Source organism: Sphingomonas sp. CCH9-E2 (genome assembly GCF_001557215.1).
Classification (GTDB): domain Bacteria; phylum Pseudomonadota; class Alphaproteobacteria; order Sphingomonadales; family Sphingomonadaceae; genus Sphingomonas.
In genome coordinates this window covers 1-13,813 of sequence record NZ_LSJM01000002.1, presented here as the reverse complement: position 1 = coordinate 13,813, position 13,813 = coordinate 1, and the positions used below count along the sequence as shown (strand labels likewise).

Here is a 13,813-nt window from a genome sequence, read left to right as displayed (position 1 = left end):
AAGCTGTGGCGGGAGGCGTTCGACGCGGCGGCGGCAGAGGGGCGAATGCCCGCCGAATTTGATTCCCACTTCATCGATCTGTGGCGCTATTACTTGATGTATTGCGAAGGCGGGTTTCGCGGCGGGGGCATCCATGTCGCGCAGGTCACGCTGATCAAAGACTAGGGAGAGCGATGATGCGGGCATGGGGAGTAGCGCTCGGCGCGCTGGCATTGGCGGGCTGCGCAGCGGGCACGGCCACGCCGCCGCCCGCAGTCCAGGCAGCGCCGCAGGATGTCGCGAAGCTGCGGCAGGTCGGGGCCGCCGTGCTGTTCTGGTCGCAGGAAGAGCGGTTCAAGAACTTCCCGGCGATGGAGACGATCTTCCCCGGCACCACCGCCAAGGCCGGGCGCAAGGTCCGCGCGCTGCCCAAGGGCGCGCCGCTGCCGATCGGCTGCGGGTCGGGCGTGATCATCGATGCCGCGCGCGGCGAGATCCTGTCGAACAATCACGTCGTCGAGAAGGGCACGGCCTTCAAGGTCCAGCTCTATGACGGCCGCGTCGTCGATGCCGAGGTGGTCGGGCGCGATCCGCAGACCGACATCGCGCTGCTGCGCATCAAGGCGACCGGGCTGCGCGCGATCGAGGTGGGTGACAGCGGCAAGATCGAGGTCGGCGACCTCGCCTTTGCCATCGGCTATCCGTTCGGGTTCGATCAGACGCTGACGATGGGGGTGATCTCCGGCCTGGGGCGCACGGGCATCGGCGACGGGCTGCAGGACTTCATCCAGACCGACGCGGCGGTGAACAGCGGCAATTCGGGCGGCGCGCTGATCGACAGCCGCGGGCGGCTGATCGGCATCAACACCGCGATCTGGTCCAAGTCGGGCGACAATAGCGGCATCGCCTTTGCCGTGCCGATCAACATGGCAATGGCGGTCGCCGACCAGCTGCGCCGCAACGGCAGCGTCAAGCGCGGGCGGATCGGGGTGACGGTCGGCCCGGTGACGGCCGAGGCGGCGGGCAGCGGATCGACGCGCGGCGCATTGGTCGCCGAAGTCTCGCCCGACAGCCCGGCGGCGCGCGCGGGCCTCAAATCGGGCGATATCATCACCTCCGCCGACGGGCGCGCGATCGAGGGGCCGGGCAACCTCACCGCGATCCTCGGCGTGCTCGAACCGGGCAAGACGATCGCGCTGGGCTATCGGCGCGGCGGCGCGACCGGGACGGCGCAGGTGACGGTCGAAGCACCGCGTCCGGTGCAGGTGACGCGACCCGCCACCGGCGGCGCCGGGCTGGCGGCACTGGGCGCGACCTTCCGCGACGTCGCGGCCACCGACAAGGTGCCCGAGCAATTGCGCGGGGCGGTCGTTGCCAGCGTGCAGCCGGGTTCGGCGGCGGCGCGATCGGGCCTCGCGGTCGGCGACATCGTCGTCGGCGTCAATGGCGAGCAAGTGCAGAGCGCGGCAGAACTTGCCCGCGCGTTCCAGAATGTTGCGAGCGGCGCAATATTGTTCGTCGCGCGCGGCAACAGTCTGATCCAGCTCAAGCTCGAACGCTGACACGGAGGGCGTCGGGACAGTCCAAGCGCCTTTCCTCAACTTGGGTAACAGGCGTTACCGAGTCCAATGTCGTTACGCGGATAATACGTACGTAGTTGGCGGAGTCGCGCGTAGGATTCGTCAAGAATCAGGGACTTCGCGCCAAGTTTGATATGGCAACCAAGACTGAAACTGTTAGTGTCGCGCGGGCGGGGGCCACATTAAAGACGAACCTGCCTGATCGAGGGATCAGTTCGCGAGGCCGGCTTGGGAGCAGGCCCGGAGAGTGAGGAGACGAAGGTAATGGTTACGCTCAACAAGAAGATGGCGATGGCACTGGTAGCAGCAAGCCTGCTGGCGTCGCCGTCGATCGCGCAGGACAAGAAGGGCACGAACCTGAGCGAGAAGGAAGCTGCGGCGACTGAGAGCTCGAAGGCTGTCGACACGCTGGCGCTGGGCTACAAGCTCGCCGACTATGCCCGCACCGCCAAGGATGCGCGCGCGATGATCGTCGCGGCCAAGATGGTCGACTCGGTCACCGTCAAGGAAGGCACCGACAAGGGCAAGATCGAAGGCACCGGCAAGGGCACCGGCACCGCCAAGGTGACCACCTCGGCTGACCTGTTCGCCGAAGCCAAGACGCTGGCAGCGGGTGACGCCGACATCGTCGCCGCAGTCGAAGCGGCGCAGGCGGAAACGTCGAAGGGCGTGGTCGGCGGTGCGATCCGCACCGTGCAATATGTCCCGGGCAACACCGTGTGGACCGTGCGTTTCACCGCACGTGGCGGTGAGCCGCTGGTCGTCGGCGTGCGCCGCGACTCGGCGACCCCGGTCGGCCTGAAGATCTTCGACGAGAACGGCAATCTGGTTTGCCAGGACATGTCGGGCAACGTGACGATGTATTGCCGCGTCAACCCGATCTGGACCGGCCCCTTCTCGGTCCAGACGATCAACTATGGCGCCTATGGCACCGGCGCTGCGCTGGTGACCAACTAAGCCGAAAGACTGGCCGCCCCGAAGCAGTGCTTCGGGGCGGCGGTTTTTCAGGGCGTGGCGGTATCGCAGACGCGCCGAGGGGGAGGACATGATGCGCTCCCGGATTAGCACGATGTGCAAGTTTCCGATCGTCGCAGCCATGCTGGCTGCATCGATTTCCGTTGCCGGAACCACGGCGGCGCAGACCCGGGAAGGCGCGGATTCGGCGCCGAAACTTCTCCCGGACACCGATAACTCGAAAGCCGCCGAAGCGCTTTTGCTCGGCTATCGCCTCGCCGACTTTGCGCGTGCCACCAAGGATGCGCGCGCGATGATCGTCGCGGCGAAGATCGTCGATGCGGCGCCGGTCAAGGAGGGTGCGGACAAGGGCAGCCTCGATCGCGCAGCCAAGGCCGAGGTGACGCCCAAGCCGGTGACCGGCGCGGACCTGTTCGCCGAAGCCTCCCGACTCGCGGCCGGTGACGCGGACCTGATGGCAGAGATCGAAGCCGCGCGCGCCGAGGCGAGCAAGGGCGTCCCCTGCATGTGCCATACGCTCCGCATGGTGCAATATGTGCCGGGCAAAACGACCTGGACGGTCCGTACTTCTTTTCGCGGTGGCGAACCCAAGGTGATCGGCATGCGCCGCGATTCGGCAACGCCGCTGGCGCTCAAAATCTTCGACGAGAATGGAAGCCTGATGTGCCAGGACATGTCGGGCAATGTGACGTTGTATTGCCGGATCAATCCCATCTGGACCGGCCCGTTCGTGATTCAGGCGATCAACTATGGCGAGCAGGGCACCGGCGTCGCGTTGGTGACGAGCTGAGGATGAGGAGCAACTGATGTCGCGGAACGATCGACATGCACGGCTGAAGGCCGTCCTGGCCTTGCCGCTCGTCGCGGCCCTGCTGTCCGCCCAGACCACGCCCGACATCAAGATCGAACCGGTGCCATCGCCCGATGTGCTGCGATCCGAGGCGTTCGAGGCAGCGCAATATGCGCAGATTTCCGGTGCCGCTGCAGCGCTCGATCGCACGACCGCGCGCTTTGCCGCGGGGGGTGGCCCGCTCGCCGTGCTGGAGCAGGAGCGCGACAAGAAGCTCGCCGAGATCGAGGCGGTCGATCGCCAGTTCAGCGCACTGATCGAACGCGGCGCGCAGGTGCCGGAGGAAGAGCGCCGCGCGCTGACCCAGCGCCGTGCCGCGCTGCGCAGCGAAGTGGATGCGATCGAGGCCAAGATCGCCAAGGATTTCCCGCAATATTTCGACCTGACGCGCCCCAAGGCGCTCGACATCGCGGCAGTGCAGAAGCTGCTCAACCCCGATGAGGCGATGGTCGTCATCCTCGTTTCGGACGATGCCAGCTACACCTGGGCCGTGACGCGCGAGGGTTCGACCTGGTCGCGATCGGAGGCGATGAAGCAGGATGCGCTCGCCGCCAAGGTCAACACGCTGCGCGCGAGCATGGAAGTGGACGGCGCGCGCGGATCGGGCCGCCAGCCGCCGCCTGCCGCTGGCGGTGCTGCCGCAGTGGCGCCGCAGGGCAAGGCATTCGACCGCAAGCTGGCCTATGAAATCTACAAGGAGCTGATCGCGCCGGTGGAGGGCGTGCTGAAGGGCAAGCAGGTGCTGCTGACCAATGTCAGCGGCCCGCTCACCTCGCTGCCGCTCGCGCTGCTCGTCACCGCGCCGCCACAGGGTTTGGATACCGACCCGGCGGCGGTGGCGACCAGCCCGTGGCTGATCGACAAATATGCGCTGGCCGAGCTGCCCTCGGTGTCGGCACTGCGCTCGCTGCGTTGCTTGCTCATCGAAAAGCCCGCCGATGCGCATCCGGGGTGCGACACCAAATCGGGTTCGGCCAGCTATGCGCAGGTGCGCGGTGGCGGCGTCGCGCTGGCCGCTTATGGGGCCCCGACGCTGGCGGGTGCCTATACGCCGGAAGCCGCTCGCAGCGTGACCCCAGGTCTTGCCGGGCAGATGTACAAGGGCAAGCTCGCCGACCCTGAAAAGCTGCGCGCGCTCGCTTATCTGCCCCAGGCCAAGGCGGAGCTCGAGAACCTGCAAAAGGCGTTCGGAGGACAATCCGCGGTCGTGATCGGGGATGCGGCGACCGAGGCTGCGGTCAAGGCGAGCAAGACCCTGCCTGCGGCGCGCTTCGTCGTCTTCTCGACCCATGGTCTGCTTGCGACGGAAGTGGGCGACAATGCCGAGCCGGGGCTGGTCTTTACCCCGCCCAAACAGGCAACCGAACTGGACGACGGGCTGCTCACCGCATCCGAAGTGTCGCAGCTCAAAATCCCCGCCGATCTGGTCGTGCTGTCCGCGTGCAATACGGCCGCTGGCGACGGGAAGAGCGCCGACGGTCTGTCGGGCCTCGCCAAATCCTTCCTGTTCGCGGGCGCGCGCTCGTTGCTGGTCAGCCATTGGGCGGTCAGCGACGCGGCAACCTCGCTGCTGATGCAGCAGACCTTTGGCAATATCCAGAAGGGCGATGTCGCCGGGCGTGCGCGTGCGTTGCAGGCAGCGATGAAGACGGTGCGCAGCGAAGGTACCGGTCAGTTTGTCAGCCCCAAATATTGGGCGGCGTTCACGCTGGTCGGCGAACCGGGGAAGTGAGGTGGCAGCGCCTTGGCCGTTGCTGCTGACGATGGCGCTGGCGGCAGCGCCATTGCCGCAGCAGGCCGGAGAGCGCGTCGATATTCCGGACGTGGTAATCGACGCAGTGCATGCGGGGCGTCAGGAAGAGGCGATTGGCTTGCTTACACAGAGCTATCGCAGCTGTGCGGCGACGGCGCGAGGAAGCGCGCGCTGTTTCACCCAGCGGACATATCTCGCCAAGATGCTGGCCGAGTCGGGCGATCCCCAAACAGGCGAAGCGTTGGCCCGTGAGTCGGTTGCCGAAGCGTCGCGTGCCGGTTCGATGCAAGAGCATGCATTGGCCTGGTCGATCTTGGGGATCACCCTGGATGAGCAGGGGCGATTGCGTGAAGCTGAATCGGCCTATCGGAGCAGCTTGAATCTGGCTGGTCAGTCCGGAGATGCCCGCCAGCTCGACGATTCACGGTTCAATCTTGCCCGTAATCTTGAGGCACAGGATCGGTTCGGAGCGGCCGAACAGCTGAGACGTGATGCAGCAGCCCATGCAACGCGCGCCTTTGGCCCAGCGAGCATCCAACATGGACGGGCTCTAATCGATCTCGCGCAGAATCTGCACGGTCAAGGACGCAGCGGTGACGCGATGGACGTCGCGCAACGCAGCCTCGCTATCGTCGATGCGGCGCGACCGGTGGACGATAGCGCACTGGGCTCAGCTCATAATGTGCTGGCGGTAATTCTGCACGAGCGGGGGCAGACGGCACAGGCAGAGCGCCATTATCGCAGTGCGCTGCGGATCAAGGAGGCAATCACCGGCTCTCAGAGCGAATCGGTTGGATCGATCCTCGGCAACCTTGCGTCGTTGCTCGCGGATCAGGGGCGCGAGGAGGAAGCACTTCCCCTATATATTCAGTCATATCGAATTAGTGAGCGTGCCTTGGGCAGTGACCATCAGCGGGTGGGCGACGCGCTAGGCAATCTCGCATTCAATCTGGATCGACTGGGGCGACATCGGGACGCCGAGCCGCTGCATCGGCGCAGCGTCGCGATTGCCGAAAGATGGAGTGGCCCGGCCAGTCTCAGCGCTGCCCATCGGTTGCTCAACCTGTCGATGAACTTGCGGTTTCAGCGCCGGACCGAAGAGGCGCTACCGATGGTGCAGCGGGTGGTGGCAATTCGCGAAAAGGTTCTTGGGGAGCGGACGCTCAATACGGCGCGCGCTTATGCCGATCTGGCGGCAACATTGTTTGCCTTGGGCAGGCGCGCTGAGGTCGAAGATGCGATCCGGCGCAGCGTGCGGGGGTTTCGGGCTGTGCCGGCAACGCATCCCGACCGCATCCGCGCCCAGTCGAACTTCGCCGATCTGATAGCGGACAGCGCAGGCGGCAGCTTTGCCTATGCAATGGCACGGGATGCGACCGAGGGCGCGCTTGCGCGGATCCAGTCCTATGCCGGTTCTGACCCTGGCCAACAGCGCGAACTTGTAGCCTTTTCTCGCGTGTTTGAGGCGCGGGTGGGTGTCGCCTGGAAGCTGTCGAAACGATGATGATGCACAGCTCTCCCACGGTCTGCCCAAACTGCAGCGTTGGACGCTGCGTTGTGGCCTTTTCGGACTGTCAGAACCTGTCGGTCGCCTCGGGCGAAGGGCGGGGTCAAGGCATGACTTGTTCGAACCAGCAGGAATAGTGCCCGACCGATGCGTCTGATGATGCCCCTTGCCCTGATCCTTGCCGCTTTGCCGCTCGCTGCCGCCGCACCGTTGCCGCATGACGGCCATGACGCGGTATCGGCACCCGATGCGGTGATCGAACGGGCCGAACTGGTGCGCGACCTGATCGCGCGGGCGCGGGCCGACCGCGATGTCGACATGATGATCGTTGCCGCGCGGATGCTGGCGACGGGGGAGTTCGTGCTGGTGCGCGCCGAGAATGCGCCGATGATCCTGGGCCGCGCCCGGACGGGTGAGGAATTGCCGGTCACCGCACCCTCGGCGCTGCTGGTCGAGGCGCGTGGCTGGGCCGGAGGCGATGCCGACAAGCTGGCGGCGATCGAGGCGGCGCTGGCCGAAGCAAGCAAGGGCATCCTGCCCGCCGCGATCGTCTATACCCACGACCTGCCCGCCGACCGCGCTTTGACGATGCGCGCGCGGGCCGAGGGCGGGCGTCTGGCGCTGGTGCGGGTGCGCGGCGATGGCGATGCGGCGCTGGAGCTGGCGGTGACCGATGCCAGCGGGCGCGTGGCGTGCAGCGATCGCCCGGCGGCGACGTCGGGGATTGCGCGGCGCGACCTGCTGTGTCGCTGGACGCCCGGACGGACCGAGGACTATCGGATCACGCTGACGAACAAGGGCCGCGTGTGGACGCGCGCCATTTTGGTGTCGAACTGAACGGGGGACGGACAATGTTGAAGCAGATCATGCTCGCGCTGGGGGCCCTAGGGCTGGTCGCTGCGTCGCTGCCCGTCGCGCCCGGCGCTTCCGCTGCACCCGAACCAAAGGGCCGCATCCGCGCGGTGATCATCGGCGTGGTCAATTACAAGGAAGGCATCGCGTCGCCGATGATCGGCGCGTTCAACGATTCGGTGCTGATCGCCGAGACGCTGATCCGCGAGGGCGCGAAGGCGGAGGATGTGACGCTGCTGCTCGATCCGCCGACGCCCGAACTGCTCGCCGCGCGCGGCAATCCGCGCATGCGCCAGACCAAGGTCAAGCCTGATGGGGTCGGCACGCGCGCCAATATCCTCGCCGCGATGAAGCGGATGGTGGATACGACCAAGCCGGGCGACGAGGTGCTGCTCAGCTTCTCTGGCCACGGGATGCAGCAGAATGAAGCGGTGGCGGGATCCGAGCCGGACGGGTTGGATGAGGTGTTCCTGCCCTATGACACCGGCCCGGCGAACGGATCGGAGAAGATCGAGAATGCGGTGACCGATGACGAGATCGGCGCGGTCATCGACGCAATCCGGGCCAAGGGCGGCAACGTGACCTACCTCGCCGACTTCTGTCATTCGGGCGATTCGAACCGTGACGCTTCGGGCAAGGACAATGGCGCGCCGACCTCGACCAAATTGGGCCTGAAGGTCAGTCGCAAGTTCGCGACCGTCAGCGACGGCAATTTCGTCCGCGACCTGGCGGTGGAGACGTCGAAGGGCAAGGCAGGCTGGGGGGCCTATGTCGGGCTGCTCGCGGTACCGTCGGCGCAGCAGGCCAAGCAATATCAGGCGCCGCGCTATGCCGACCCGCTGGAACAGGCGGCGCACGGCCTGTTGACCGTCTATGCCATGGCCAATTGGAACAACCCGCGCGTCTATTCCTATCGCGACCTGGCTAACCGCATCACTGCGGGCATCGACGGGCACAAGGCACCGCGACCCGAATTCGACGGCGATCTCGACCGCCCGGTGATGGGCGGCCTGATGAAGACCGCCGTTGCCACGCAAGGCGGGGGGAGCTGGGCGGTCTACAAGCCCGCGCGCGTCTTCACCGCCGACACCAAATCGACCGATCCGGTGAAGATCGACAAGCTCGAAATGGGTGCCGGCCAGCTGCAGGGCGTGATCGAGGGCACGATCATCGGCCTCGCGCTCACCTCGCCCGCCGGGGACAAGACGATCCTCTATGGACGGGTCGAGAGGGCCGATGCCTATAAGGCAATCCTGGTGCCGACCGCGTTCGGCGACATCACGGCCGAGGCGTGGAACGATGTGCGCGACATCGATGGCAAGCCGCTGTCGCGCGAGGTGCGGCTGGTCGCGACGATCGAGCAGCAGCCGGTGCAGCTCGACTATCGCATCGCGCTGCCCGCCACCCCCGCCAGCCCCAGCAAGGCGCAGGCGGCGGCACTGGCGGCGCTCAAGGAGATCAAGCCCGCCGATATCGGCGCGAGCTTCGTCCAGCCGGGCGACACCGCCGATCTGATCCTCACCTTCAACGGCGACAAGCTCGCGCTCACCCAGCCGCCGGGGCAGGTGACGGCCGATTTCGGATCGATCGACCTTGCCGCTGCGCTGGCGCAGGATGGCAGCAACCCGACGATCCGCGTGCGCTTCGCGATCGGCGGCGCGCTGGTCAAGGCGACGCGATTCAGCCGATTGCAGCGCGTGCTCGCCAGCCCCGCCCTGGCCAGCGGGCAGCCGGACGAGGATCCGGCAAGGCATGTCGCAGTCGAATTCTATGTCGCCCGGCCCAAGGCGCTGGCGGCCGGGGCGGCGTGCCCCGACACCACCGCCGATTACTATGCGGTGGCCAAGGACGCGCGGCGGGTCGGTGGCGATGGCAGCGAGGCCGGCGGCTTCCGCTTTCAGCGCTGCGACTGGCTGTTCATCAAGGTCACGAACACCGGCAAGGCCGATCTGTACGTCAACCCGCTGATCTTCTCCCCCGATGGCGGCATCCTGCTGTTCGACGGACAGGATGGGCGGTTCCAGATCAAGGCCGACAACCCGACCCGGCTGCGCGCCGGCGAAAGCGGTGTGCTGCAATATAGCCTGACCGACGCCAGCCCCGGCGGCGATCTGCGCGACGATTTGGTGCTGCTGGTCAGCGACGTCACCGATGGCGTGCCGCTGAGCTATGCCCGGCTGGCTCAATGTCCGGTGGTCCCGGGGCCGGAGGACGGTGCGGCCTGTGCCACCGCCGCCGGACCGACGCTGGCGGGCACGCGCATGCGCAACAATGGCGGCGCAGGGACGGGGATCGAGGAGCTGATCGATTCGGCGCTGGTCGGATCGACCACACGCAGCGGCCCGGCGAAGAAGCCGACGGCGGTCTCGGCGCTGCGCTTCAGTTGGCAGACCGAACGCACCGGCAGGCAATGATTGCACAAGCCGTCTGAATAGGGCAGGTTCCCCGCATCACTGAAACGGGGGTATGCAGTGGTGCGGGGGAAGTGGATGCTTGCGGCGATCGGGCCCGCACTGGTTGCGGTGCCTGCGGCTGCGCGTGACGGGGTGTCGAGCGCACCGCCCGCGCCGGCCTCTGCCGCTGCGACGATCGCAGTCGACGCCCGCGCCCTGCTGATGGCCGAAGCCACGGTCCATGGCGGCGATCTGCCGCCGCCGACGCGGGACTTGCTGGCGCTGCCCGGATCGGACCTGCGCACCCTGTCCGCGCTCATCCCCGCGGATGGCGCACCGCTCGGTCAGGCCTATACGCTCCCCAGCATCCCCGCGGCGCCGGCGGTGTGGAACATCCTGCTTGAAGCGCCGCGCAAGTCGCGGCTCGACGCCGCCCCGATCGAGCGCATGTCGCTGGAAGGAACGGCCGATTACAGCCGCTCGCGCACCTTCGGGCTGGATGCGCGGCTCGAACTGCGCATCGACGGGCGCGAGGATAGCGCGATGGTGCGGCTGGGTGGCCGCGTTGCCGGAATGCTGCGGAATCTGGAGCGCCGCTGAGGTACGAACAACCGGGACTTCCCCGGCGGTGTCGTGTCAGCGCACCTTCATCTCGTCGAGCAGGCGCTGGGCGCCATCGACTTTGGCCATGGTCCAGAAGATGTAGCGGCTATCGACATGGATCGAGCGGGTGATCGACGGATCGAACCACCAGTCGGAGATGATCCCTTCGATCGTTCCGTCGAACACCAGTCCCACGAATTCGCCGCGCGCGTTGAGCGTGGACGAACCCGAATTGCCGTTGGTGATGTCGACCGTGCCGAGATAGTTGACCGGCAGCGTGCCGAGCTCCGGCGCGGTATAGGCCCCGTAATCCTTGGCCTTGATCAGGTCGATCGTCTTCTGCGGCGCGTCGAACGGCTCCTTGCCGGTCTGCTTTTCGACGATGCCCTCACCCGTGGTGAACGCTGACCAGGCCATGCCGTCGCGCTTCTTGGCCTTCACCGTGCCATAGCTGAAGCGGAGCGAGCTGTTCGCGTCGGGGTAGAGCGTGCGCCCCTGCGACGCGGCATAGGCCATGCGCGCTTCCATATAGGCCGAGCGTGCCGCCTGAAGGTCGCCGACGCGGGCATTGGTCGCGGCTTCACGCGCCGCGACATCGGGATAGGCGGCGATCGCCAGCTGCACGAACGGATCGGTCGAGGCCTTGAGCGCGTCGGCCGACTGGTCGAGCAGCGCGATCCGGTTGGTAGTCGTGCCGAGCTGCGTATCGCGATACAGCGCGTCGAGGCCGATCTTCTCGATCGCCGCGTCGAAGCCGGGGTTGCGCGCGGCGGCGGGCAGCTGGCGATATTCGGCAATCGCCTTTTCGAACAATGCGCGGTCGACCTTCGGGTCGAAGCGGCGCTCGATCTGGGTCAGTGCTTCCTGCACGGCGCGGCGGTCGCGATCCTGGAAGCCGGCGCGGCGCTGCGCGTCGGGCTTGGCGCGCTCGAGCGACCAGCGATAGACGCGCATCGCCGCGCCATAAAGCTGGCTACGGTCGAGCAGCCCGCGGCGGAGGCCCTCGAGCGCGGCGGTGTTGGCGGCGGCCGCCTGCGTATCGAGCGCGGTCAGCGCGGCGCCCCAGCGCGTGTTGCGGGTCGCGTCGGCGGCGATCCAGGCGCGGAACGCCTGCTCATCGCCTTCCTTGCGTTCGATCAAGCGGATCGAGTCCGCACCGGCAAGCTGCCCCAGGATCTTCTTCTTGTAATTGTCCGTGCCCTTCAGGATCGAGGCGTAGCGGATCGCCAGATCGGGCGAGGATGCGGTCGCAGCGTTGATCGCGTCGGAATAGTCGGACAGCAGCCGCTGCTGGAGCGGATAGAATTTCTCGAAATAGAAGCGCGTCTCGGCCCCGGTGCGGTGGCGTTCGGTGGTGCCGGGGAAGCCCGCCACCATGATGAAATCGCCCTCCTTCAGCCCCTGTTTGGCGATCGGCAGCCAGGCCTTGGGCTTGAACGGGACATTGTCCTTCGAATAGGGCGCGGACGACCCGTCGGGTGCGACATAGGCGCGGTAGAAACCGAAATCGCCCGTATGGCGCGGCCATTGCCAGTTATCGATCTCGCCGCCGAAATTGCCGACGCCGCCGGCGGGCGCATAGACTAGGCGGACGTCCTGAATCTCCAGCTGTTGCTGCAGGAAATATTGCTTGCCGCCGAAATAGGCGCGCACGTCGCAGCGGCGGTTGGGCTTCTTCTCGCATGCGGCGATCAGCGCCTTGCGGTTGGTTTCGATCCGCCCGTTGCGCGCTTCGCCCGACAGCTTCACCGCGCCGCGCAGCATGTCGGCGGTCACGTCGCGCAGATCCTCGATCACATAGACGCGGCTGCCGGGGGCGGCGGGGAGTTCGTCGCCGAACGAGCGGGCGAGGAAGCCGTCGCGCAGGTAATTATGTTCGGGCGAGCTGTTATACTGGATCGATCCATAGACGCAGTGATGGTTGGTCGCGATCAGCCCCTGATCGCTCAGAAACGCCGCCGAACAGCCGCCGAGCGAGACGATCGCATTGAGCGGCGCGCGATTGAGGTCGCCCAACGTCTTGGGGTCGAGCTCGAGGCCCGCGGCGCGCATCTGGTCCCCGATCGCTTCGGTCTGGCTGGGCAGCCACATGCCTTCATCCGCCGCGACGGGACCGGCAACCAGAATGAGCGGGGCGAGCAACAGGAAACGATGGCGCACGTCAGCATCCTCGATGATATAATGTCACAGTTTGCGGATAGCCCGCGCCGTAACTGGTTGCAAGCGCAACCGGTTGATCAGCCGGGCTCGTTCGCATTGGCGGGCGGCGTGGTTGCCAGCGACGCGGCGGTCGCCTCGACCCGCTCCATCACGCGCAGCACATTGCCCTGCGCCAGCTTGGCGAGATTGGCGTCGCTCCAGCCGCGCCGCGCGAGTTCGGCGAACAGCAGCGGATAGCTGTCGACGCCCTTCATGCCGATCGGGCCGGTGCCGCTGATGCCATCATAGTCCGCGCCGATCCCGACATGGTCATGGCCCGCGACCCTGGCGATGTGATCGACATGATCGGCGACCGTGCCGACATCGACGCGCGGTTCCGGGTTCGCGCGCTCCCATGCAACCAGCGCCGGGACGTCACGCCATTTGACCGCGTCGGTGGTCAGGCCGTTCAGCTTGGCAAAGGCGATCCGCTTATTGTCCCAGTCGTTCCACACGGTGGAGAGAAAGGCCGGGTAAAAATTGACCATCACCACGCCACCATTCTCCGCGATCCGGCGCAGCAGCGCGTCGGGGATGTTGCGCGGGCGATCGGCGACGGCGCGGGCGGACGAGTGCGACGCGATCACCGGCGCCTTGGTCACGTTGAGCACCGCGTCCAGCGTCGCGTCCGACACATGGCTGACATCGACGATCATGCCGATGCGGTTCATCTCCTCGACCACCTGCCGGCCAAAGGGGGTGAGCCCGCCCGCGCGCGCCGCATCGGTCGATGAATCGGCCCAAGTCAGGCTCTTGCCGTGGGTCAGCGTCATGTAGAGCACGCCGAGTTCGCGGAACTGGCGCAGCACCGACAGGCGGCCGCCGAACTGGTGCCCGCCCTCGATCCCCATCAGCGACGCGATCTTGCCCTGTGTCCGCGCCGCGCGGACATCGGCGGCGGTCTGCGCGAGGATGAAGGTGTCGGGATGCGCACGCACCACGCGCTGGACGATGTCGATCTGGTCGAGCGTGGTCTGCACCGCCTGCGCGCCGGTCTGGCTGGCGGGGATGTAGAGCGACCAGAATTGCCCGCCGACCTTGCCCTTGCGCAGGCGCGGGATGTCGGTCTGCAGCGGCTTGGCGAGCTTGCTGGTGTCGCGGGTCAGATCCACCGCCTCGACC

Annotated in this window: 10 protein-coding genes and 1 pseudogene; 9 read left to right on the top strand and 2 right to left on the bottom strand. The window is 66.6% G+C overall.

Annotated elements, in window-relative coordinates; all coding sequences use genetic code 11:
- From AX681_RS21675 to AX681_RS00040, 9 genes and pseudogenes are all read left to right on the top strand, one after another.
- Positions 1–165: pseudogene (locus AX681_RS21675) on the top strand (class I SAM-dependent methyltransferase); the annotation flags it as partial.
- Between the two features lie 11 nt (positions 166–176).
- Positions 177–1,541: a trypsin-like peptidase domain-containing protein gene (locus AX681_RS00075; protein ID WP_156455956.1), complete on the top strand. Its 1,365-nt coding sequence runs from the start codon at positions 177–179 to the stop codon at positions 1,539–1,541.
- 282 nt (positions 1,542–1,823) lie between these two features.
- The gene (locus AX681_RS00070; protein ID WP_066661134.1) at positions 1,824–2,516 is read left to right on the top strand and encodes a hypothetical protein; all 693 of its coding nucleotides are present in this window, start codon (positions 1,824–1,826) and stop codon (positions 2,514–2,516) included.
- A gap of 112 nt (positions 2,517–2,628) precedes the next feature.
- Complete coding sequence (locus tag AX681_RS00065) at positions 2,629–3,324, top strand: hypothetical protein (RefSeq protein WP_066661136.1); 696 nt, start codon at positions 2,629–2,631, stop codon at positions 3,322–3,324.
- Positions 3,325–3,340: 16 nt separating this feature from the next.
- A complete protein-coding gene (locus AX681_RS00060; RefSeq protein ID WP_066661139.1) occupies positions 3,341–5,116 on the top strand; it encodes a CHAT domain-containing protein in 1,776 nt (591 codons plus the stop codon).
- A gap of 19 nt (positions 5,117–5,135) precedes the next feature.
- Positions 5,136–6,641 carry a tetratricopeptide repeat protein gene (locus AX681_RS00055; RefSeq protein WP_066661141.1) on the top strand — a complete coding sequence of 502 codons (1,506 nt, stop codon included), beginning with the start codon at positions 5,136–5,138 and terminating at the stop codon, positions 6,639–6,641.
- A 159-nt stretch (positions 6,642–6,800) separates the two neighbouring features.
- On the top strand, positions 6,801–7,481 hold the full coding sequence (locus AX681_RS00050) for a hypothetical protein (protein ID WP_156442789.1): 681 nt from the start codon (positions 6,801–6,803) through the stop codon (positions 7,479–7,481).
- 14 nt (positions 7,482–7,495) lie between these two features.
- Entirely contained in the window at positions 7,496–9,910 is a 2,415-nt protein-coding gene (locus AX681_RS00045; protein WP_066661145.1) for a caspase family protein, read from the top strand.
- Positions 9,911–9,985: 75 nt separating this feature from the next.
- The gene (locus tag AX681_RS00040; RefSeq protein ID WP_066661147.1) at positions 9,986–10,489 is read left to right on the top strand and encodes a hypothetical protein; all 504 of its coding nucleotides are present in this window, start codon (positions 9,986–9,988) and stop codon (positions 10,487–10,489) included.
- Positions 10,490–10,525: 36 nt separating this feature from the next.
- On the opposite strand, the gene AX681_RS00035 is transcribed toward AX681_RS00040, so the two are convergent.
- Together AX681_RS00035 and AX681_RS00030 are read right to left on the bottom strand one after the other, a co-directional pair.
- Positions 10,526–12,652 carry a S46 family peptidase gene (locus tag AX681_RS00035; RefSeq protein ID WP_066661150.1) on the bottom strand — a complete coding sequence of 709 codons (2,127 nt, stop codon included), beginning with the start codon at positions 12,650–12,652 and terminating at the stop codon, positions 10,526–10,528.
- Positions 12,653–12,729: 77 nt separating this feature from the next.
- A partial coding sequence (locus tag AX681_RS00030; RefSeq protein ID WP_066681491.1) for a dipeptidase occupies positions 12,730–13,813 on the bottom strand: 1,084 nt, incomplete at its 5' end.

Coding starts and splice junctions, on each gene's coding strand:
- AX681_RS00070 (WP_066661134.1), top strand. CDS start 1,824: ATGGTTACGCTCAACAAGAAGATGGCGATGGCACTGGTAGCAGCAAGC.
- AX681_RS00060 (WP_066661139.1), top strand. CDS start 3,341: ATGTCGCGGAACGATCGACATGCACGGCTGAAGGCCGTCCTGGCCTTG.
- AX681_RS00050 (WP_156442789.1), top strand. CDS start 6,801: ATGATGCCCCTTGCCCTGATCCTTGCCGCTTTGCCGCTCGCTGCCGCC.
- AX681_RS00065 (WP_066661136.1), top strand. CDS start 2,629: ATGTGCAAGTTTCCGATCGTCGCAGCCATGCTGGCTGCATCGATTTCC.
- AX681_RS00045 (WP_066661145.1), top strand. CDS start 7,496: ATGTTGAAGCAGATCATGCTCGCGCTGGGGGCCCTAGGGCTGGTCGCT.
- AX681_RS00075 (WP_156455956.1), top strand. CDS start 177: ATGCGGGCATGGGGAGTAGCGCTCGGCGCGCTGGCATTGGCGGGCTGC.
- AX681_RS00040 (WP_066661147.1), top strand. CDS start 9,986: ATGCTTGCGGCGATCGGGCCCGCACTGGTTGCGGTGCCTGCGGCTGCG.